Source organism: Pseudogulbenkiania subflava DSM 22618, from assembly GCF_900177275.1.
Taxonomy (GTDB): Bacteria; Pseudomonadota; Gammaproteobacteria; order Burkholderiales; family Chromobacteriaceae; genus Pseudogulbenkiania; species Pseudogulbenkiania subflava.
This window is the reverse complement of the sequence record NZ_FXAG01000024.1, coordinates 36,750-58,276: the sequence shown is the minus strand read 5'-3', so window position 1 is coordinate 58,276 and position 21,527 is coordinate 36,750. Positions and strand designations below refer to the sequence as shown.

At 52.3% G+C, this 21,527-nt stretch carries 22 protein-coding genes; 16 read left to right on the top strand and 6 right to left on the bottom strand.

Features of this window, described 5'->3' with window-relative positions; translation table 11 throughout:
* Positions 1-70 precede the first annotated feature (70 nt).
* Complete coding sequence (locus B9N72_RS17815) at positions 71-1,081, bottom strand: beta-ketoacyl-ACP synthase III (protein WP_327078290.1); 1,011 nt, start codon at positions 1,079-1,081, stop codon at positions 71-73.
* 88 nt (positions 1,082-1,169) lie between these two features.
* On the opposite strand from B9N72_RS17815, the gene B9N72_RS17810 reads away from it, so the two are divergent.
* Positions 1,170-1,517: a hypothetical protein gene (locus tag B9N72_RS17810; RefSeq protein ID WP_085276323.1), complete on the top strand. Its 348-nt coding sequence runs from the start codon at positions 1,170-1,172 to the stop codon at positions 1,515-1,517.
* A gap of 363 nt (positions 1,518-1,880) precedes the next feature.
* Entirely contained in the window at positions 1,881-2,078 is a 198-nt protein-coding gene (locus B9N72_RS17805) for a ribbon-helix-helix protein, CopG family (RefSeq protein WP_085276322.1), read from the top strand.
* A gap of 6 nt (positions 2,079-2,084) precedes the next feature.
* On the opposite strand, the gene B9N72_RS17800 is transcribed toward B9N72_RS17805, so the two are convergent.
* Positions 2,085-3,848 (bottom strand): SulP family inorganic anion transporter, encoded by a 1,764-nt coding sequence (locus tag B9N72_RS17800; protein ID WP_234985942.1) that lies wholly within the window; start codon positions 3,846-3,848, stop codon positions 2,085-2,087.
* A 241-nt stretch (positions 3,849-4,089) separates the two neighbouring features.
* Between B9N72_RS17800 and B9N72_RS17795 the strand changes: the two genes are divergently transcribed.
* From B9N72_RS17795 to B9N72_RS21810, 4 genes are read left to right on the top strand one after another with little or no spacing between them, the layout of a single operon-like run.
* Positions 4,090-4,551 (top strand): GNAT family N-acetyltransferase, encoded by a 462-nt coding sequence (locus tag B9N72_RS17795; protein WP_159453038.1) that lies wholly within the window; start codon positions 4,090-4,092, stop codon positions 4,549-4,551.
* Positions 4,552-4,586: 35 nt separating this feature from the next.
* Complete coding sequence (locus B9N72_RS17790; RefSeq protein WP_143477802.1) at positions 4,587-5,381, top strand: fused MFS/spermidine synthase; 795 nt, start codon at positions 4,587-4,589, stop codon at positions 5,379-5,381.
* Positions 5,382-5,432: 51 nt separating this feature from the next.
* Positions 5,433-5,714 (top strand): hypothetical protein, encoded by a 282-nt coding sequence (locus B9N72_RS20945; RefSeq protein ID WP_143477801.1) that lies wholly within the window; start codon positions 5,433-5,435, stop codon positions 5,712-5,714.
* A gap of 23 nt (positions 5,715-5,737) precedes the next feature.
* The gene (locus B9N72_RS21810) at positions 5,738-5,974 is read left to right on the top strand and encodes a WGR domain-containing protein (RefSeq protein WP_143477800.1); all 237 of its coding nucleotides are present in this window, start codon (positions 5,738-5,740) and stop codon (positions 5,972-5,974) included.
* Positions 5,975-6,098: 124 nt separating this feature from the next.
* Here the strand turns inward: B9N72_RS21810 and B9N72_RS17785 are convergent, their stop codons facing one another.
* A complete protein-coding gene (locus tag B9N72_RS17785) occupies positions 6,099-8,375 on the bottom strand; it encodes an NADP-dependent malic enzyme (RefSeq protein ID WP_085276318.1) in 2,277 nt (758 codons plus the stop codon).
* A 461-nt stretch (positions 8,376-8,836) separates the two neighbouring features.
* Between B9N72_RS17785 and B9N72_RS17780 the strand changes: the two genes are divergently transcribed.
* From B9N72_RS17780 to B9N72_RS17755, 6 genes are read left to right on the top strand one after another with little or no spacing between them, the layout of a single operon-like run.
* Positions 8,837-9,028, top strand: a complete 192-nt coding sequence (locus B9N72_RS17780) for a CopG family transcriptional regulator (protein WP_085276341.1) — start codon at positions 8,837-8,839, stop codon at positions 9,026-9,028.
* Positions 9,025-9,474, top strand: coding sequence for a GNAT family N-acetyltransferase (locus tag B9N72_RS17775; protein WP_085276317.1), 450 nt, complete (start codon positions 9,025-9,027; stop codon positions 9,472-9,474). Before B9N72_RS17780 ends, B9N72_RS17775 begins: the two co-directional genes overlap by 4 nt.
* Entirely contained in the window at positions 9,471-9,770 is a 300-nt protein-coding gene (locus B9N72_RS17770) for a hypothetical protein (RefSeq protein WP_085276316.1), read from the top strand. Before B9N72_RS17775 ends, B9N72_RS17770 begins: the two co-directional genes overlap by 4 nt.
* Entirely contained in the window at positions 9,767-10,588 is an 822-nt protein-coding gene (locus B9N72_RS17765; protein ID WP_085276315.1) for a spermine/spermidine synthase domain-containing protein, read from the top strand. The genes B9N72_RS17770 and B9N72_RS17765 overlap by 4 nt, the downstream gene beginning before the upstream one ends.
* Positions 10,566-11,327 (top strand): YoaK family protein, encoded by a 762-nt coding sequence (locus tag B9N72_RS17760; protein ID WP_085276314.1) that lies wholly within the window; start codon positions 10,566-10,568, stop codon positions 11,325-11,327. The genes B9N72_RS17765 and B9N72_RS17760 overlap by 23 nt, the downstream gene beginning before the upstream one ends.
* Complete coding sequence (locus B9N72_RS17755) at positions 11,284-12,057, top strand: class I SAM-dependent methyltransferase (RefSeq protein WP_159453037.1); 774 nt, start codon at positions 11,284-11,286, stop codon at positions 12,055-12,057. The genes B9N72_RS17760 and B9N72_RS17755 overlap by 44 nt, the downstream gene beginning before the upstream one ends.
* Positions 12,058-12,277: 220 nt before the next feature.
* On the opposite strand, the gene B9N72_RS21805 is transcribed toward B9N72_RS17755, so the two are convergent.
* The 3 genes from B9N72_RS21805 to B9N72_RS17740 form a co-directional block, all read right to left on the bottom strand.
* Entirely contained in the window at positions 12,278-12,628 is a 351-nt protein-coding gene (locus B9N72_RS21805; protein ID WP_085276312.1) for a YkgJ family cysteine cluster protein, read from the bottom strand.
* Between the two features lie 32 nt (positions 12,629-12,660).
* Entirely contained in the window at positions 12,661-12,870 is a 210-nt protein-coding gene (locus tag B9N72_RS21800) for a DUF2970 domain-containing protein (RefSeq protein WP_159453036.1), read from the bottom strand.
* A 110-nt stretch (positions 12,871-12,980) separates the two neighbouring features.
* Positions 12,981-16,067, bottom strand: a complete 3,087-nt coding sequence (locus tag B9N72_RS17740; RefSeq protein WP_085276310.1) for a transglycosylase domain-containing protein — start codon at positions 16,065-16,067, stop codon at positions 12,981-12,983.
* A gap of 368 nt (positions 16,068-16,435) precedes the next feature.
* Between B9N72_RS17740 and hyfB the strand changes: the two genes are divergently transcribed.
* The 4 genes from hyfB to B9N72_RS17720 are packed head-to-tail and all read left to right on the top strand — an operon-like array spanning position 16,436 to position 21,525.
* The gene (gene hyfB / locus B9N72_RS17735; RefSeq protein WP_085276309.1) at positions 16,436-18,463 is read left to right on the top strand and encodes a hydrogenase 4 subunit B; all 2,028 of its coding nucleotides are present in this window, start codon (positions 16,436-16,438) and stop codon (positions 18,461-18,463) included.
* An 11-nt stretch (positions 18,464-18,474) separates the two neighbouring features.
* A complete protein-coding gene (locus B9N72_RS17730; RefSeq protein WP_200810939.1) occupies positions 18,475-19,407 on the top strand; it encodes a respiratory chain complex I subunit 1 family protein in 933 nt (310 codons plus the stop codon).
* 2 nt (positions 19,408-19,409) lie between these two features.
* Positions 19,410-20,069 (top strand): formate hydrogenlyase, encoded by a 660-nt coding sequence (locus B9N72_RS17725; RefSeq protein WP_085276307.1) that lies wholly within the window; start codon positions 19,410-19,412, stop codon positions 20,067-20,069.
* A 1-nt stretch (position 20,070) separates the two neighbouring features.
* Complete coding sequence (locus B9N72_RS17720) at positions 20,071-21,525, top strand: hydrogenase 4 subunit F (protein ID WP_085276306.1); 1,455 nt, start codon at positions 20,071-20,073, stop codon at positions 21,523-21,525.
* Positions 21,526-21,527 lie beyond the last annotated feature (2 nt).

The following is a 21,527-nucleotide window of genomic DNA, read 5'->3' as shown; positions in this document are numbered from 1 at the left end:
TAGCAAAAATTGACGATCTTGCCAGTCAAAATCTCTGGAATTTTGAACGCTTTCACTAATCGATAAACCATTAAAACTCAAGCAATACAGCTCCCCAAGTGAAACCTCCGCCAACACCAACAAACATGACTTTCTGTCCTCGCTGAATGCGCCCATCACGAACCGCTACATCAAGAGCTAAGGGTATGGATGCAGAGGATGTATTACCATGACGATCAACTGTCACAATGACATTCTCCATTGGAAGCCCGAGTTTCTTTGCTGTCGATTCAATAATTCTGGTATTCGCTTGGTGAGGAATTAGCCAGTCAACGTCAATTGATGAAAGTCCTGCCATTTCAAGACACTCAATAGCCACGTCGGCTAATGCGTTGACCGCAAACTTGAATACAGCTGGCCCATCCATGCGCAAAAATGGATCACCGATAATTTTTCCATTGCTGACATTGCCTGGGGCTGATAATATTTTATGATACGAGCCATCAGCATGTGACGCAGTAGCAATAATGCCTGGATTCTCGGAAGCTTCGAGAACAACCGCGCCGGCACCATCACCAAATAGTACGCATGTAGCACGATCCTCCCAGTCTAGAGTCCGTGAAAATACTTCGGCACCTACCACTAGAACTTTTTTATGACTGCCAGAACGAATAAATTTTTCCGCGATGCTTAAAGCGTAAACAAAGCCACTGCATACAGCCTGAACATCGAAAGCCATAGCTCCATGATTACCAAGTTTTGCCTGTAGTAGGCAGGCGGTACTTGGGAAGATAAAATCTGGCGTCGAGGTCGCAAGAATGATCAGGTCAAGTTCTCCAGAATGAATTCCTGCCGAGAGCAACGCTCGATGGCTTGCCTCTAGTGCCAGGTCACTAGATGTACAGCCTATCTCTGCTAGGTGACGTGACTTTATACCCGTTCGAGAGACGATCCACTCGTCAGTAGTATCGATACCTCGTCGAATAAGTGAATAATTACTTACGGGTTGCCCTGGTAGATAACTACCTACCCCGGTGATGCAAGCAAACATAACAATGCGCCCTCTTGGAATCGGTAATGGAGTTATTTCAAATAGTGTCATCCAGCGCCACCGGCACAAGGCAGTCGATTTCACCCGGCGCAGCATTTTCACCTTCGAACGAGTGGTCGGCGTCCTGTTGGCTACTTTGATGCGCTCCCTCCAGGTCGAACTGGATCAGTTCTTCGCCAATGCCTCCCTTCCAGATGGGCGGATGGCACGCAAGTGGCTGAACGCCTCCGCGTTTACCGAACTCAACCAACAGATCGTGGCCGAGGTGCCAACCCACGCTCGATGGCACGGCGACCGCTTCCTGGCGGCCGATTCCACCACCCTGAAACTCCCCGCAACTCACCCCGATACGCGCTCGGAGGAGAAGGGGTTCAACTGCTATCACCACCCCAACGGGGTCTACAGCCTGGCACGCGGCGCCGGTTTATGCGACACCGCAACCGGCCTGATGCGGCGCGCCGACATCGCCGCCGACGCCAAAGGGTAGCGCGAGATGCTGGTCGAACAATTGGACAGCATGAACCGCGACGACTTGTTAGTGCTGGATCGTGGCTATCCCGCCTAATGGCTGTTTGCCCTGCTCAACCAGCGTGACCGGGCCTTCTGTATGCGGCTCGCCACCTCGTTTAGCCCGCAGGTCCGTGCCTTTGTGGCCTCTGGCCACGCCTCGGCGGACGTGATCGTCCAACCGGTTAGCACTGTGGACTGCCCGGATTCCTGTAAGGATTCCTACCTGGGAACTTCAACTTCCAATGCTTTCAAGGCGTACCTTCCCCTGCAATTCAAAGCTGAAATGTGTTCTAGATGCACATATAATGTGTATATTTCGAACTAGGAACCTTATCCCAACATGGAAACCAAGACTGCTCGCCTGACGGTGCTCATTGATCCGGTCAAGAAGAAAGCCTTCGAAGAACTCTGTGCAGCACAAGATCTTACGCCGTCTCAGGTTGTTCGCCAGCTGATTCGTAACTATCTCGAACAGCATCAAGTCGAATACGCAACCAAGAGTCGTTACAATGCCAATAAGTTGATTGAGTCGAAGTGACGCAAGCTACTCTCGATCAGAACGGAGGTATCTGCTGCTGACCTTGAGGACGTTTGCTGCATGCTCACTCAAATGAACGTGACAGGATAGTGAGTCCCCGAACAGGGCTATCGTACTTGCATGTTTCAGTAATGTTGAAAATTCGTCGGCATAATCTTCGGGTTTGATGAACTCCAGGATGCCGACTTTCCAAAGCTTGGCTCTGACTCTATGGTTGGCTTCGCATATCATGACGCGTACATGCCGCTTCTTCAGCTTGCCAATCACTTCATCGAGAGTTTGCAAGCCCGTGATGTCCATAAAAGGCACCCTACGTAGCCGCAAGATCAAGATGCGAGGGTCGGTGTGAGTTTGCAGTAGGGCTCGTTCAAAGTTTTCTACAGCCCCAAAAAAGAACGGCCCGTCAATTTCGTAGACCAAAACTCCGGCCGGTAAGTTGGTCAATCCTTGATCGAGCAGTTCTCTTTTAAGCTTCTCTTCCCCCATCTGTTGTACTTCTACCGCCGCCGCCATTCGACGCAAGAACTGCAGGATTGCCAGTATTACGCCGATGTTAACAGCGACCACCAGGTCCGTGAACACGGTTAGCAGGAAAGTAATCAGCAGGATCACCACATCCGCCCGAGGGGCACGCTTAACGATATGGGTGAAGTGCTTCAGTTCGCTCATGTTGTAAGCGACCACAAAGAGGATGGCAGCAAGAGATGCAAGTGGGATGTTGGCAGCCATGGGTGCAAAGAACAGGACAATCAGCGCCAGGGTCAGCGTGTGGGTGATGCCCGCCAAGGGGCTCGTACCACCATTGCGGATGTTAGTGGCTGTCCGTGCGATGGCTCCGGTTGCCGCAAAACCGCCAAACAGGGGGGCTACGATGTTGGCCAGTCCTTGGCCAATCAGCTCCTGGTTCGAGTCGTGCCTAACCCCTGTCATCCCATCTGCAACTACGGCGGAGAGGAGCGACTCGATCGCCCCCAGCATGGCAATGGTAAACGCAGGCCCCATCAACTCAATGACGCGTTCGGGTGTCACGGAGGGAAAGGAAAAATTTGGCAAACCTTGTGGTATGCCGTCAAAGGCGCTTCCAATCGTTGCAACGCCTTTAAAGTGAAAGATCGACTGCAAAAAAGTGGCCGCCACCATGGCCACCAGCGGCCCGGGAACACGTTGCAAGCCACGGATTCGGGAGGAGAACATCACCAGCAGCAGGCTGAAAAGGGCTACCCCAGTCGTGGCAATATGCAGATGCGGCAGCGCCAGTAGTAACTGCCAAAGCTTCTCGTGGAAATGGTCGCCAGAAATCTTTGGCAGGCCCAAAAAGTCACGCCACTGTCCAACCCAAATAATGACTCCGATCCCCGTGGTAAACCCGACGATTACGGGGGCGGGTATGAATTTAATCACTCCACCTAGCTTGGCCATCCCCATCAGCACCAGCATCAGCCCGGCCATCAACGTTGCAATCTGCAGTCCATCGATGCCATACCTTGCCGTCACGCCCGACAAGATGGCAATAAATGCACCGGTAGGACCTGCGATTTGAACCCGGCTGCCCCCTAATGCAGACACCATAAAGCCGCCGATGATGGCGGTGTAGAGCCCCTGTTCAGGACGGGCGCCGGAAGCGATCGCAAAGGCCATTGCGAGCGGGAGCGCCACCACGCCGACGATGACGCCGGCAATGATGTTGGGCAATAACTTGCCCCGCCCGAATTGCCCCGCCCGTTTGGCTTCAAGAATTGTAATCATCCTGCCCCGCAACAGTTTTGTCACACTTAGTCATGTGCATGCTATGTATTTTAAACACATACAGTATTATAATACAATTATAACAAAATGCACTGCCAGCATGTAGATACGTCTTCGAGCCAAAGCGGAGGCGCTCCTGCGGCACAGGAGGATCTACTGATGTCCCCCATGCCGAGTCGACTCGCTGGGTAAGATGCTTGTTCGGCCGACATTGCGGCCGTTTGGTTCTGAAGGCGAACGTTCTAGTTGGCGGAAGAGGACACAAATGGACGTTGTTGTACGAGAGATGTGTGGCGCCGATTACCCGGCCTGCTTGACTTTATGGAACCGGTGCGAAGGATTGGTGCTGAGGGAGCAGGAAGGCCCTGCCTCAATACTCCGCTTTTTAAAGCGTAACCACGGGATGAGCTGGGTTGCCGTTAGCCAGGGGGGGCTGATTGGCTGCATCCTGTGTGGCCATGACGGTTTAACAGGGTATCTATATCACTTGGCCATTGATCCAATGAGCCGACGACAGGGTGTCGGCGCTGTACTTGTCAAGCATGCCATTGATCGACTCGCCAACCAAAAGGTTGCACGAGTCAAGGTTTTTGTCTCAGCCAATAATATTGCGGGACAGTTGTTCTGGGCGCAGCAAGGATTCAACAAAGGTGATAGTGTTGATATTTATAGTCAAGAAATCAGCACACGTGTGAAGTGGTGGAACAATCCGGCTAGCTGGCAATAATAATATTGTAGGCCAGGCAAGAAAGATTAAGGAAAATGAAAGACTTCGCGCTGAAAGATTTTATTAGTGCAATGATTAAAAACCAAAGCGCACCAGGGGCGCCTTTTGTTTTTGAACACAATGATTCATTGTCTTTGCATTTTGACCTGTGTGCGATACAGAGTCAGATGTCATTTAAAGAACCAGACCGATTGGTGCTAAGTTATACAAGAACAATGATGGGCTTTTTGCTGCTCAATGCCTCCCCAAAACGAATAGGCATGATCGGACTGGGAGGTGGCTCGATGCCTAAGTATTGTTACCGGCACCTTCCCGATTGCCATGTCACGATCGCCGAGATTAATCCTGATGTAATTGCGTTGCGTGAAAAGTTTCAGGTGCCGCCCAATAATAGTCGCTTTGAAGTGCTCTGCATGGATGGGGCGGCCTATGTACACCATCAGAGCGGTTCGCTGGATGTGTTGATTGTCGACGGTTTCGAGGGGAGTTGTGTTCCGTCTCAGCTTAGCAGTCAGTCATTCTACGACGACTGCTATGAATGCCTTGAAGACGGCGGCGTTATGGTGGCGAATCTTTGCAGGGAGGATGCAAAATTTAGCGCCTATGTTGAGCGAATCAGAAAGTCTTTCGAAGGGGCTGTTACAATCGTTCTTTCGGAGGATTGCTTCAATAGGGTTATATTTGCCAGAAAAGGGAGTGGGTTGTTTTTGAATGAAGAAGCCCTGATCGAGCGTGCGGAGAAGCTGGAAATGATGCATGACCTTCGCTTCCTGTATATTGCCAAACAGATAATCCGGAACAAGTCGATCAATCTCTCCGTCGTGCAGTAATAGTATTTTGCTCAATACCGTCCAACCCATTAAGGTCGTTATCAGATTAGTATGAGTGCCGATTCCCAGCTTTACAAGATAACAATAACAGGAATGCTAGATAAATGCTGGTTTCCCTACGCTCTTGCCAGGAAAGCCTTTCATGATGGGTTCATCTTGGCGGATGCACAACATGCACCAGATAGATCGGTGGTTGTTGTGAAATGCTCTGGTGATATTGCTGCTCTTCTCGACTGGCTAATACATGGGGCAATACCGGCAACCAAAATAGCGAATGCTCACAAGGTTAAGCTATCTAAGGATGAAGCCAAAACCCTTGCCGTTGAGGCGTAATTTTAAGTTCAACGTTATTTTGTATGTATATTAAGTCAAAAAACATAGCTCGCTGGGAGAAGGGCACCAAATATTACATGACCTGGATCCAGCAGGATCTCTTTGGGGATTGGTATGTTTTTAGGGTGTGGGGAGTAAAAAACTCATTGAACGGGGAGGAATGCTATGACTGGGCTGAAAACGAGGCTGCGGCAAACAGGCGGCTAGATTCACTTATGAGAATGAGATTGCGAGATGGGTATCATTTGGCAAGCCCATAAGGCACGGCGATAAACTCATACGTCCCCATTGATTGGGAGAAAATGCTGCGACAACATTCTTCAATAAATGTTATCGCAGCGAATTTTTATTTGAATTTTATTATATGCTCCTCCTCTGGGCTTGTTATTTCACTAGCTGTGCGTCAACACAGGCCAGTGCAACCATATTGATGATGCGGCGAACAGAAGAAATGGGCGTGAGGATATGAACTGGCTTCGCCATGCCCATCAGAATCGGGCCGATCGTCACGCCATCGGCCGCCGAGACCCGCAGCAGGTTGTAACTAATATTTGCGGCTTCCACGTTTGGCATGATTAAGAGGTTAGACGAGCCCTTGAGCGTCGTCTCGGGCATGATCTGCTGACGAATCGTTTCTACTAGAGCTGCGTCTCCCTGCATTTCTCCATCGACTTCCAAACCAGGCAGGGCTGTTTGGATCAACGCCAGAGCTTCACGCATCTTAGACGCAGAAATAGTTCCCAGACTGCCAAAGCTCGAGTTAGACAGCAACGCAGCTTTCGGTTCAAGACCAAACCGCTTCATTGAATCGACTGCTAGAGCAGTAATCGTGGCCAACTGTTCTGCGTTCGGGTCAGCATTGACATAAGTGTCCGTAATGAAAATGTTGCCGGCCGGCAGGATCAGTGCATTCATCGCTGCGGCAACTTTATCCTTGCCGGCGTAGCCCAGTACGGTCTCCACGATGTCAAAGTGCTGGCGATAAGAGCCATAGGTGCCACAAATCAGCGCGTCAGCCTCGCCACGGTGAACCATCAGTGCACCAATTAGTGTGCTGTTACCAATCACCCGGCGACGTGCCTGCTCTTGGCTGACGCCTTTACGCTTGGTCAGCGCATAATAATCCTTCCAGTAATCACCAAAGCGTGGATCGGATTCGTTATTGACGACTTCAAAACCCTTTCCAACTTCCAGTTTCAATCCCAGTTTGGCAATGCGCTTTCCGATCACGGCCGGACGACCAATCAAGACTGGATGGGCAAGGCCTTGCGACACTATCTCCTGCGTGGCGTGCAACACCCGTTCATCTTCGCCTTCAGCCAAGACAACGCGCTTCATGTTTTGTTTGGCGGCGGTAAAGACAGGCTTCATGAACAAATTGGTCTTGTAGACAAACTGGGCCAACTGCTCGATGTAAGCATTCATATCGGTGATTGGGCGTGAGGCGACACCAGAATCCATCGCGGCCTTGGCCACCGCCGGGGCGATCTTTACTATCAACCGTGGATCGAACGGTTTAGGTATCAGGTATTCCGGGCCAAACGACAATTGTTCGCCACCGTAAGCCGTTGCCACGACATCGTTCTGCTCTGCCATCGCGAGGTCGGCGATCGCACGCACGCAGGCCAGTTTCATTTCCTCGTTGATGGTGGTCGCACCGACGTCCAATGCTCCCCGGAAAATAAAGGGGAAGCACAGGACATTATTCACCTGGTTCGGGTAATCCGAGCGGCCAGTGCAGGTAATGGCATCGGGCCGGGCGGCCTTTGCCAGCGGCGGCAGGATTTCCGGTTCTGGGTTGGCTAGCGCCAGGATAAGGGGGTCACGGGCCATGGACTTGACCATGTCTTGGGTGACCAACTTGGGCCCGGACAGGCCGAGGAAGATGTCAGAACCGACTATCGCGTCGGCCAACTTGCGCTGGCCATTGTCCTTGATTGCATAACGCCTCTTGGACGCATCCATCGTTTCGTCGCGATTTTCAAAGATCACCCCCTTCGAATCACAGACAGTAATGTTTTCGCGCTTCACTCCCAGTGCTACCAGCAGATCCAGGCAAGCAATCGCCGCAGCGCCGGCACCGGATGTCACCAGGCGCACTTCCTCAATGTTCTTGTTGATAACGCGTAGGCCGTTAAGAACAGCGGCGCTAGTGATGATGGCGGTGCCATGCTGGTCGTCATGGAACACCGGAATGCCCATGCGCTCGCGACACTTCCTCTCGATATAAAAGCACTCCGGCGCCTTGATGTCCTCCAGATTGATGCCACCGAAGGTCGGTTCCATTGAACAGATGATGTCGACCAACTTATCCGGATCATTCTCATTCAACTCAATGTCGAACACGTCGATGCCAGCGAACTTCTTGAACAGAACGCCCTTGCCCTCCATGACCGGCTTACCGGCCAGCGGACCGATGTTGCCCAAGCCAAGAACGGCGGTACCGTTGGAGATGACGGCAACCAGATTGCCACGAGCCGTGTACTTGTAGACGTTAAGGGGATCCTCCACAACAGCATTGCAGGCGGCGGCGACGCCAGGAGAGTACGCCAAGGCAAGGTCGCGCTGAGTAGCCAGCGGCTTGGTGGGGGCGACCTGAATTTTGCCTGGGGTGGGGTATTGATGATACTCGAGCGCACTTTGGCGTATTTGCTCGTCCATTTGCAGCGACTCCTTAGGCGGCGTACTCATTTCGGCGTGTTGGTTGCCAACTGCAACGTCTCAACATCGACCGGAGAAAAGGCCCTGGCATCCAATCTGTCAGTGGTCTCGTATCTTGTTCGAAGAAAGGCTGACAACCCGTCTCTGTGACGGATGTTGCCCAGTCATTAGGTGTCAGTGACCATGGCATGCCTCTCCCGTGCATATGCACAACATTATCATGTAATGGTAATGTAAGTAGCATTGTGGACGCGTTCGATGCACAGATCAAGCGCGGCATGTTCCAATACCAATGTGGGTGTTGCCCATGCCCATCCTCGCTGGGTGAAGCGTCGACCTCCCCGGCGATGCAGTGCTCACCGTCCTTGCGAAAGAGCTATTAACTTGCATAGTATGAACATGATATGATCTGTGAACACATACATGATTAACATAGGATGTTAATTGTTTTGAGGCTTTGCATGGAAAATCGAACCTCTCGGCTGTCTGTCCTGGTCGATCCGAAAAAGAAGGCCGCTTTCGAGCAGCTGTGCATGGAAGAAGACATGACCCCTTCCCAGGTCATCCGCCGGATGATGCGCGATTTCATCGAATGCCGGCTGGGGGAGACATGGAAGGACCAGGTTTTTGCGGACGGGAAGGTGGACGGATGAGTCCCGACATTTCTTTGCGCGCCATGACCATCCGTGACATAGATGCTTGTCTTGCTCTGATGCAAAACCCAAAAACCGAGGAGTTGCGCCACTGGATAGGCATGGAGTTATGGCGATTGCTGTCGCGCAACCCCACCCTCTGCTGGATCGCCCAAGAAAATGCACACGTCATTGGCGCCGTGTTCTGTGGCCATGATGGCTGGCGTGGTTATCTATATCACCTTGAGATTGCCGCTTCTTGCCTCCGTGCGAATGTTGCTTCGTCGCTACTGAGGAAAGTGAAAGAGCAGCTGGCATCGCTCAATATTCACAAAATGCATGTTCAGATCGAACAGGAGGATGCCGCGCGCTCCTTGTTCTGGCTGGACCAGCAGTGGGAAAAACGCGAGGACATCATGGTGTTCTGTACCGAACTGCCACGGCGGGTCAAACGGTGGGCCTCATGACGTCGAAGTCGCTCCCCATTGAGGTGACCGAATCGTTGAGGGTCACTGGCGGCCGTCAGGGCGAGCACTGGACCGTGCGTCTCAATGCACTTTGCCACCAAATGAATTTGCCTTACTGGATTGTTCGGGAACGTCCCGAAGAGATCGAGTTGGTGGTACAAGGATCGCTGACAAAAATCGAAGAGCTTGGGCAGGAAATTCTTGACGGTGCTCTCGGTTTCACGCCGAAGTCTGTTTCTCTCCAGAAACAGCAGTCTTTCTTGTATTTTCTACGACGCAAGCCGGATGCTACATGAGTCACTTTCCACCTCTTCACCGATTTGCAGATTTGCTGGCGGGCAGCCTAACCGGCAAGCCTTTCCTCTATGAAGAGGGTGGCAAGCTGTCTCTCTCCTTCGATATTTCTACCGTGCAGAGTCGTATGGACCCGGCACAACCGGACAGTCTGGTTCTGGGGTATACCCGCACGATGATGGGATGCTTGCTATTCAACCCCAAACCGAGACGCATCACCATGATTGGGCTGGGCGGTGGCTCACTGGCAAAGTATTGCCATCGTTACCTGCCGGATGCAGACATTTCCATTATCGAAATCAGTCAAGAAGTTATTGGATTTCGGAATGAGTTTGCGATACCTGCCGATAGCGCACGTTTCCACATCCATTGCGGAGACGGGGCAGAGCATATCACTAACTCCTCAGCAGAGATCGATATCCTGATGGTGGATGGTTATGATATTGACGGTCAGGCAAAGTCACTGTGCACTCAGCGTTTCTATGACGATTGCTTCGACGCCTTGGATGCACAAGGGGTCATGGTTGTAAATATGTGTGGGGGCGATCGACAAATTGGGAGTTATGTCTCCCGCATACGGCACAGCTTTAATGACAATACCGTAGTTGTTCAATCGGAAGATTGCACTAACAAGATCGTCTTCGCGATGAAGGGGAATGGCCTACGTTTTTCAGAAAAGCAGTTATTAGCGCAGGCACGATATCTGGAGAAGCATCACCCGATTTCCTTGCAGACCACCGCGCGCATGCTCACGGCAAGTCTTCGCAACGGTTATTTCTTGTCTAGGCAGAAAAACCATGGCTATCAAATATCTTCGTAGACTAACCGGTCATAAGCGAGATCTGCAGGCAGATCGCCATTTAGGCTACTCCTTGGCTTTTATTGCTGGAGCAATGAATGCAGGTGGCTTTCTTGCCATAGGACAGTACACATCACATATGACGGGGATTGTCTCAAGCATGGCGGATGCAACCGCCCTGGGAGAATCATGGGTGGTGCTCGCTGGATTCGTATCTGTTCTGGCCTTCTTGGCAGGGGCGGCCACTACAGCGCTCCTGATCAACTGGGCCAAGCGGCGATCATTACGAAGCCGCTATGCGCTCAGCTTGTTGCTGGAAGCGGCTCTCCTTCTCTTGTTCGGTCTGGCTGGTGCATATTTGGCGGAGGTCCGCGAGTTCTTAGCGCCAGCGACAGTGCTGCTGCTCTGTTACATCATGGGCTTACAGAATGCCATCATTACCAAAATCTCCGGCGCCGTTATACGTACCACTCATGTCACAGGGCTATCGACCGACATCGGAATCGAACTTGGGAAACTATTCTACGTTAATCGCAAGTCCACGCCACAGCCAGCAGTACTGGCTAATCGAGACAAGTTAAAGCTGCATACTATTCTGCTAAGCAGTTTCTGCGTCGGAGGTATCGTTGGGGCGGTTGGATTCAAGAGAATAGGATTTATTGCCACGATTCCGCTGTCGGTATGGCTGATGGTTCTGGCGACAGTACCTATCCTGGATGACTTTCGTTATCGTTGGCGTCTGTTATATCGTCGTCGTTGAGATCCAAACGCAGTATGTTTATGTCGGAAATTATTCATTTCATTATTCAAATAGGTCTTGGTACTCAATTGCAATGAATCTAATCAATCCTCAAATACAGGCCTGCGCCGAAGCGATGATGAGCTTCTCACTATTTATTTCCGAACCCAAGGATATCTTGATAGTCGGTGGAAATAATAGTTTTTTACCAATATTTTGTACGCAATGCTTTCCTGATGCCATTGTCACGATGCTGGAAGTGGACAAGAACACCTTGGCAATGCGAAATGAAGAAGCTGCGTCAAGCAATCTTGACAATCTCCGCGTGATTAACGCCGATGCAGGCATCTATCTAAGCCACAAGAGCAATGCTGTCGATGCGATCCTTTTGGACGTCTATAGCAAAAAAACCGTGTCTGCACCTTTGAGGCGGCAATTTTTCTATGACGGTTGCCATTTGGCATTGCGCGAAAAAGGCATCGTAGTCGCCAACTTTACCGGAGACTTGAAACGTACTGCAGCCTGCCGTGTATATCTAAGAGATACTTTTGAACGCCAGGCCTATCGGATGCTGACGAAAGGCGGGTCAAATTTGATCTCGCTAGCGTTAAAAGGTATGCCTATGCTCGATCTACTTGATATGAAAAAAAGAGCTCAGGAAGTACAGAAGAAAATCGGGTTAGATCTGTTTTTCTATCTGGAGCAGATGCAACAGTTGTGCCAACAAAGCCAGCTACAGAATGTTCAATAAATGGTGATTGCCGGAAAGGCATGCATTTGATGGCCAAGAGTAAAGTCTGGTAGCGATCAGGCGTTTGACTGGTGGCGAAAGATAATTCATGCGACTTTTAGGGAGGCTCTGCCTCCCATTTTTTTAATTTCAAGAAATTGGTTGTTCTAGCCGGCCCGAGAGACGATGCTAAATCTGCAAGAAGCGGTATCTTCGACAAGCCCTCAGAAAAGATGAGGCATCAAACCAATACGTGGCGTGTCTCTACAAAAAATTGATGAATTCGCTCTTCAATTTGTGGGTGAATCATCTTCACTGGACGATTCCCTTTCGGGCAGACGAGTCTTGGTGTCGTACCGAATAGGCGGCAAATCAACGGACGTTCAGCATACACTTCGCATCCGTTGCCAAGGTGTGGGCAGCTCAAATTCGCAAGCGCAATCTCATGATCACGGTCGCTCTTAATTGGAAGTCTTGCCATCTCGTCAGTGGAGGTCGTTACCGGTCCGCAGCAGTCATGGCAGCCCGGTTCACACTCGAAGGACGGAATCTGTGACCGGAAGAAGCGTATTTTTTGACTATTGATTGTCATTAAATGATATCCCTTGAAAAAATAGACTAGATTTAACCTAGACTTGCGATGAATCTGGCAAGGGCCGTTAGTCCGGAGACAAGCAAAACCACTACAATTATACCGGCAATCAAGATGTGCTTGAAGTTAAGCCCCTCAATCGATTTGCGGTGATCTTTGCTTCTGCCAACCCCCGTAAGTGCACGCAATATTGTCCTTACAGAATGAAAGATATTTCCCAAGCTGACCCATAAGCTTTCCACGAGAATTCCTTGATAACTATCACATTTTACGCAGCGATAGGATTAGCACACAAAAAGCCGAAAATCTTTCCGTTATGTTTCGTAGGCCGGTATTTTGCTAGCACTGTCTTTTATTTCACCATGGCAATACCGGAAGCGTTACTGATTGGCTTTTTAAGGGTCATCAAGGCGAGCTGTGAGTCCACTCCAAGGTTGAGCCGCTGCTTCAATGTTGGAGCGAGCACTTTCAGGATCTGTACCGGCAAGGCGCTGGTGAACTTGTAATCGGCGGCTTGCGGCCCGGCCACATAGGCAACCAGCGTGCCAAAATAGTGGTCTCCGAGATAGAACACAAACGCCCCAGAGCGGCTGACCACTCGCTCCGATATCAGCCCCCCGCCCTTAGCAAAAGTCTTGAAGCGGTTGTCACCGGTACCCGTCTTGCCGCCGACCATCACATGAGCGCCATTCGGCAGATTGAAGGCTCCGGCGAGTCGACGGGCGGTCCCTTGGTCGACCACTTCAGACAGCACTTGGCGAACCAGTTGTGGAATCTCGGGCGGCAACACTCGCTCACCCTTGTTTAGGGCATTGAACAACAAGGTGTCATAGGGCGTGTTAGCGGCGAAATGCAGGCTGTCAATGTGTGAGATCGGCAAGTGTACGCCATCGTTGACGACAATTCCCATCAATGCGGCCAAGGCTGCCGGGCGGTCGGCAGAGGCTCCAATTGCCGTTGCATAGGATGGCACCAGTGAATCGAATGGGTAGCCTAGCCGTTTCCACGCTTTATGTACCTGTTTGAAGCCGTCTGCTTCCAATAATTCCTTGATGCGTTTGTCCTGTGCGTGCTTTCGCCTGCTTTTGAACAGCCACTGGTAAACCTCCTGGCGCTCCTCGACGCTGGCTCTGACGATTTCGGAATAGCCCGCGGTCGGGTGAGCACGTAGATAGGCCAAGAGCCAGAGCTCAAGCGGGTGGATCCCGGCCAAGTAACCGCGATCCTGGAGATTGAAACGTTGCGGCGAGTAGTCATCATACAATTTGGCGAGCATTTCGTGATCACCGCCGGCCGTCGGCAGGTAGGTCGACATGAAGACAACGAACTGGTCCAGACTTGCATTCGGTGCAATGCTGCGGAAAATTACCGCGAGCCGCTTCGGGCTCGGATGGATGCCTTCCATCAGGCGGGCTTCTGACTCCTCGATACTCTTGCCTTGGTATTTGTGGTAAAACGCCGACAGAAAAGTGCGACCTTCACGGTCAGCGAATCGCCGCAAATACTCTTGACGCTGCGGGTTGTCCACGTTTTCCAGCAGTTGCTCACTCGAACCGGACGCTGGCTCCATGTAGTAATGCACCACGTCACGCATGAGCCGGATGAACACCAGGTTTACCGAGCGACGCACGGCTTCACGCACGGTGAGGGTTCGGAAGTTGTCGGCTTTGTCAAAGTTCTCGAACGTATGCAACCCACCGCCGGTAAAGAAGCTTTCTCCCGGGTTGGCAGAGTATTGACGCTGCAGCGAAGCTTCCAGCATGGCTGTAAGGCTACGGTCGGAAGCCTGTGCGAGATAATCGATCACCCAACGCCTGATAATTGACTCATGTGGTTCTGCCTGGATCTTTGTCAGTGCCTCCTTGCCAAGGCTGCCGTATTGCTTGTGCAGGTCGGCGATGATTTCCAGATAGTTGAGGAGCGTGCGCAGCTTGGCAGTTGAGCCGAGGTCAAGCTTGGTGCCATCGTTGATATCGAACGGCTGGTCGAAATTGTCAGCCTGTACCCGCACCTTGTTACCTTGCGGCGTGCTTTCAATCAACGTAAAGCTGTAGGTAACACCGTGCGGGTCGCCGTGTTCGAGCAAGTGCTGATCATTAAGGCCGACGGAATAGGCATAGTCCGGGTCACGCAACTTGATTAGCTCTGCCGTCACCTCCTGCTGCAATCTGGAGTCAAGCGTACTATTGACTGTCAGATCCAGACGATCCAGGTCGTACATCTGCGGAACGCCGAGGAGCGCGGCGAGCTTGATACGTACGGCGTTGACCCCCTTTCGTTCGATCGGAGGTTGGGTTGGCAATCGCACGCGTTCTTTCTGCTGACGGAGTGACTGCTTGAGTGCAGCGTCACGCAGCGCGGGAGTAATTACATTGTCTTTAGCCATCAAGCGCAGGTAAGAATTGGTCAGGGACTCGAGCGCCTTCATGTCACCGCTCAGGTAGTAGGACGGGCGGCGCTGCGAAATCATCAGGCTGAGCACCTCCTTGAACACCAGAGCACGCTCTTGCAACGGACCTGCAGGGTCATCGTTGAGTAGCCGGTTCACCTGTTTGAAATCCCGCCCGTACCAAGCCCAGAGCCCATCGCCGACCCCGGCGATTTCCCCGAAGCCGGCACGCGCGGCAAGTGGCACCGTATTGAGGTAATTGACCACTAGCTGCTGCCTCACGACGGTGGTGTCTTCTCCTTGCAGGTAAGCCCGTACCGAGGCCGAAACCATCTGACGCATCTTCTCTCTCGGCGAGTTGGTACGACCATCCGGCGAATGGCGGTATTTCTCGATCTGGGTAGCCAACGTGCTACCACCTGCTGGGTGGTAGCCTGAATACACTAGGTGTATCGCTTCGTCGCTTAACGCCCGGCCAAAGCGAGACCACTCAATTGCCGGATTGCGCTGAGGTGCCCCTTCGTCGAGCAAGCTGTGGTTTTCGATGTAGAGTAGCGCGTTGACCAGCGGGCGCGGCAAGGACTGGAAGTTGGGGTAAATACGCTGCGGAGCGTACGAAGCATAGATAGGCAAATGGTGGCTATCGATTAGCTTAAGCCCGGCCTGATCTTTTTCACGATAGGGCATGAACAGGCCCTGGTCGAACAGTTGCGCCATGCAGGAGGACTGCTGTGCCTGGGCCGCCACGGTAAAGCCCCGCGCCTGCAACCGTTCCACATAGTTCGGCAGGTTGGCGTAGCCGAGGCGCTGATCATACGGTCCGCCCCTCGTAGGGTAGCGGATTGAGTTGCTCTTCCCGGGGGCGACTTGAAAGGTCAGCTCTTGACCCAGACGGGTAAGAAATTTCGCCTGCCACCGCGAACTGTGGAATTCGTCGAGCACCAGAAAGACAACGATTGGTATCGTTACCAACAGGGTAACGGAGACTACTCGTTTTGCGGAAATTGATGATGGTTTCTGTACCTGCAGCTCTTCTTCTGAGGCGGCCATGGTTAGGATTCACCGTTGCTAGACTGATCAAGACTGCTTCGCAGCAGTACGCTACGCACTCCTGCGGCGGCTTCCCATCCCCCTTTGCAGCCAGTGTATCCAAGTTCAGGTTCGGTTATGCGTGCGTACGCAGCAGTACTCAATATTAAGAATAGAAGGTCTTTTGCAGTCGTCAGTCTCGTCGCGACTGGTTGCAAATAATGGTAACTGTATTATCATTTAAATTGCATGTATGGCCAATCGTATGATTGATCCATGATCCAGAATCTACCGCTCACACACCCATGGCAACGGGATTCGGCATGCGGCTTACGCCGACTCCTAACCCACCCGGTTACAGCGAAAACCGGAGATAAGCAGAAGATGATATGCAATTAGTCGATTGGTGGTCAGGCCTTCTGCCGCTGGACTGGATGCTGGTTGTCCTGACCGTTTGGTTGGCCATTGGAACGTTCGGTGTGCTTGCCTTACATCGATTTGCGCTGGTGGCAAAGGTGTTCTTCCCAATGGGGGCTGCCGCGTCGCTGGTACTTTGTGTGGCGGCGGCCAGCGCAATGGGAGGGGCTGCCGAAGTCGCCGAGTTACCGTTCGGCTTGCCTGGACTAAATTTCCATCTTCGGTTGGATAGCCTGTCAGCGCTGTTCCTGATGGTGTTAGGGGGAGTGACAACAGGTGTTTCACTGTTTGCCGCCGGTTATTTTCGCAAGGGAGAAGGCACACCACCAGGCCTACTGTGTCTTCAGTACCACCTATTTCTTGCCAGTATGGCGTTGGTGGTTTTGGCTGACGACGCCTATGTCTTCATGGTGATGTGGGAGACGATGGCGCTATCGTCATTCTTTCTGGTCACCGCCAATCATCGCATCGCCGAAATACGGCAGGCTGGCTATCTCTATCTACTACTGGCACACGTTGGTGCTATCGCGATTCTCCTGTGCTTCGGGGTCTTACAGGCCAATAGTGGTGACTACACCTTCAACAACATGCGCGCACAGCATCTGTCGCCTTTTTGGGCCTCCATAGCATTCTTGCTGGCGCTATTCGGTTTCGGTGCAAAGGCAGGCATCTTGCCACTGCATGTCTGGCTACCGGAAGCGCACCCGGCTGCGCCATCCCCGGTTTCCGCATTGATGAGTGGGGTGATGTTGAAGACAGCCGTTTACGGCCTGTTGCGTGTGACTTTTGACCTGTTGTCCGTTCAGTTGTGGTGGTGGGGGGTATTGCTGCTGAGTGTCGGACTGCTTACCGCGCTGTTCGGGGTGGTGTTCAGTGCGGTGCAGGTCGATATGAAGCGTTTGTTGGCCTACTCGTCGATCGAGAACATCGGCCTGATCATGGTCGGCATGGGCCTCAGTCTGCTGTTCTATGCGTATCACATGTCCGCCTTGGCTGCGCTGGCACTGGCTGCTGCCCTCTATCATGTGGCTAGCCACGCGGCCTTCAAAAGCCTGTTGTTTGTCTGTACGGGTTCAGTGCTGCACGCGACCGGAGAGCGTAACCTCGGGCGACTCGGAGGGCTGATCCGTTACACGCCTTGGGTAGCATGGTTGTCGTTGATTGGCGCACTGGCCAGCGCCGGCTTGCCTCCACTCGGCGGGTTTGTTTCCGAATGGCTACTGCTGCAAAGCTTCCTGTTCACCCCCGGGCTTCCAAATAGTTTCCTCAACATGCTGATTCCGGTGGTTGCCGCTGCCATTGCGCTGATCGCGGCGTTGGCCGGATACACCATGGTCAAGTTTTTTGGCGTGATCTTCCTGGGGCGGCCACGTGAAGAAAAGTTGGCGCAGGCACATGATGCCGGTACGTTGGAGAAAATAGGCATGCTGTGGCTTGTTGCCATCTCCATATTGCTTGGGCTTATGCCTTCACAGATCTTAAAGGCAATCAGCCCTGTAATAAAACAACTCAGCTTATTCGACCTCTCGCCATCTATTGCGGCTAACGCATGGTGGCTCTTGGCTCCGATTTCCGTTGCGCGAGCCAGTTATGGACCGGTTATTTTCCTACTAGGGGTGGCTGCGAGCTGCACGCTCGCCTACATATTAGTCCGCTTGTTCTATCATGGTCGGTTACGTCGATCGGCTCCATGGGACTGTGGTTACCCCTTGCAGAACGCACGTATGCAAGATACCGCGGAAGGCTTTGGGCAACCGATTCGGCAGATATTTGAGCCGTTCTTCCGCATGGAGCGTGAGTTACCGTCACCATTTGATGCCCAGCCACGTTACCGGGTCTTGGTCGAAGACCCTCTTTGGTACTGGTTATATCTTCCGATTGCGCGCTGGGTCGAGCGCATTTCACAGTGGGTGGGAATGCTTCAGAAGGGCCGGATTGCGGTTTACCTGCTGTACAGCTTCCTCACTTTGGTTGCGCTGCTTCTAATGGCAAAACAATGAACCAATATGGAATGCTGTCTCAGTTGCTCGATGTGGTTATGGCTTTGTTGCTTGCACCACTCCTGACCGGCTGGCTGAACCAATGGCGCGCATTACTGCAGAATCGTAGCGCTCCGGACTTGATACAGCCATACAAGGTGCTGCATAAGCTTTTTTTCAAAGAGTCGGTGATCGCCGATCATGCTTCACCGTTGTTTCGTATGGTGCCTTACCTGGTATTTGGCTGTATGACGCTGGCCAGCGCCATTATCCCGATGCTGTCAACCGACCTTCCTCTCGCACCGGCGGCAGATGCGATTGCCTTGGTTGGTTTGTTCGCTATTGCTCGCACGTTCATCTCTCTCGCGGCAATGGACATTGGTACGGCGTTTGGGTCACTGGGAGCGAGGCGAGAAATGCTGATAGGGTTTCTAGCCGAGCCGGCCTTGCTGACTGTCCTATTTACTTCATCGTTGATCACGCGCTCAACGTCCTTGACCAGTATGGTCACGAGCATGAGTCACAATAGTTTTGCCATCTATCCCAGTCTTGCTTTTGCTGGTATCGCATTTGTGATGGTTTCACTGGCAGAAAATGCCCGTATCCCGGTCGACAACCCGGCTACCCATCTAGAACTGACCATGATTCATGAAGCACTAATACTTGAATATTCCGGCCGCCATCTTGCCTTAATGGAATGGGCGGCAAGCCTGAAACTATTTGCTTATTCCTGCATTGGCTTGGCGATCTTCTTTCCATGGGGTGTGTCGACAAGTGCTTCACCGCTTGCCTTGATGATGGCGTTGCCAGTGCTGGTCGTGAAGCTTGCCATTGGTGGCGCACTGGTTGCCGTGATTGAAACACTGAGCGCCAAGATGCGCATCTTTCGCGTGCCGGAATTCCTCGCCACAGCTTTTATGCTTGCCGTGATGGGGATGCTGGTTCATTTCCTGTTAGGGGCGTAATCATGCCAAACTTGGTCGGTCAACTGATCAATCTGCTGGCTTCAATCCTGCTGATTCTGTCTTTCGCCATGCTGTCCCAGCGGCGCATTCTGTCGCTCATCCGCCTATTCACATTTCAGGGCGTCACACTGGTCGCGGCAACGATATTGCTGGGTTATTCGACAAATCAACCTCATTTGTATTACTCGGCAGCGCTGACTCAGGTATTGAAGGTCATGGTAATACCTACCTTGCTACACCGGCTGATTAATCATCTGAACGTGAGATGGGATACGGAAACTTTGATCAACATTCCGACCACTATGATGATCGGCATCATCCTGGTGATCTTTTCCTTCAATCTGGCAGCGCCAATATCCAGCTTATCCACATCCATTGCGCGCAGCACGCTGGGGATCGCACTGGCCTGTGTATTGCTCTCGTTCATGATGATGATAACTCGTGCGAAAGCGGTTCCTCAAGTAATCGGATTCCTGTCGATGGAAAATGGCCTTTTCTTCTCGGCCACAGCCGCCGTATATGGCATGCCGATGGTCGTTGAGCTAGGGATTGCCCTTGATGTTCTAATGGGTATTCTGATTCTTGGTGTGTTCATGTTTCAAATTCGTGAGCGCTTCGACAGCCTGGACATTAGCCATCTGGAGAAATTGAAGGAAGATTAAGATGAATTGGCTGCTACTGATGCTTATCATTCCTTTTGCCGGTGCAGGCGTACTCGCACTATATGGCGGACGTGAGCGCGCACCCGAAGTAAATTCAGCTTTCAGCTTTGCAACCTTTATTGCGGCCGCGATGCTTACCTCCAAGGTCATTGCCGATGGTCCCCTTTATGCGCTTGAGCGGCAGTTCTTCATCGATCCTCTCAATGTTTTCCTGGTTACATTGACCGCTTTTGTTGCATGGACCACGTCACTTTTCTCCGGCCCTTACATGCGCATTGAAAGCGACCACGGCAAGATGACTCCACGCCGCATGCGGCTCTATCATAGCATGTACCAATTGTTTACCTGCGCCATGCTGTTGGCACTTACCACCAATAATATGGGGCTCTTGTGGGTAGCGATGGAGGGGGCAACACTTGCCACGGTGCTATTGGTGAGCATATATCGTACCGCCGCGAGCCTGGAAGCGGCCTGGAAGTATTTCATCCTGTGTGGTGTTGGTATCGCCCAAGCACTGTTTGGCACTATCCTTCTATACTTGGCGGCCGACCGTGTGATTGGTGCGGGTACAGGAGCGTTGCTCTGGACCAACTTGGAACAAGTAAAAACACACATGGAGCCGACCATCCTGTCCTTGGCCTTCGTGTTCCTGCTGGTCGGCTATGGCACCAAGGTTGGCTTGGTTCCCCTGCATAACTGGTTGCCCGACGCCCATGCGGAAGGCCCGACCCCCATCTCCGCCGTACTGTCTGGCCTATTGTTGAACGTCGCACTCTATGCCGTTCTGCGCTGCAAGGTACTGGTAGATGGCGCCCTTCAAAACCACATGGCCGGCAACATGATGATTGGGTTTGGCCTGCTGTCGGTATTGATTGCGGCATTCTTCCTCTCGCGGCAAAAAGACGTCAAACGTATGTTTGCCTATTCGTCTATCGAGCACATGGGCCTCATCACGTTTGCGTTTGGAATCGGAGGCCCCATCGCCAACTTCGCAGGGCTATTGCACATGACCGTTCACTCGCTAATCAAGTCGGCCATCTTCTTTGCCGTTGGCCATGCTGTGCAGAAGGCGGGCACGCAGACAATGAGCCGGATTACGGGGCTTCTGAGCATCAGCCCCACGGTCGGTTGGGGCTTGATGCTGGGCTCCCTGGCCATTCTTGGCATGCCACCGTTCGGCGTGTTTGCCAGCGAATTTTTGATCCTGACCACCGCCATGCGCGAATTACCTTGGGCGACGCCGCTCCTGTTACTCGCCCTCGGTGTCGCCTTCGCGGCGGTTTTCCAACGGGTGCAGCCGATGGTATTCGGTGAAACTACAGCAAAGCCACTCCAACACCCCCCTGCACTGATCCCCGTATTCATGCATCTGGGGCTGGGGTTAATGCTCGGCCTTTATATACCGCCCTACTTGGTTGCGTGGTATCAACAAGCCGCACGCATGATTGGAGGCTAAGT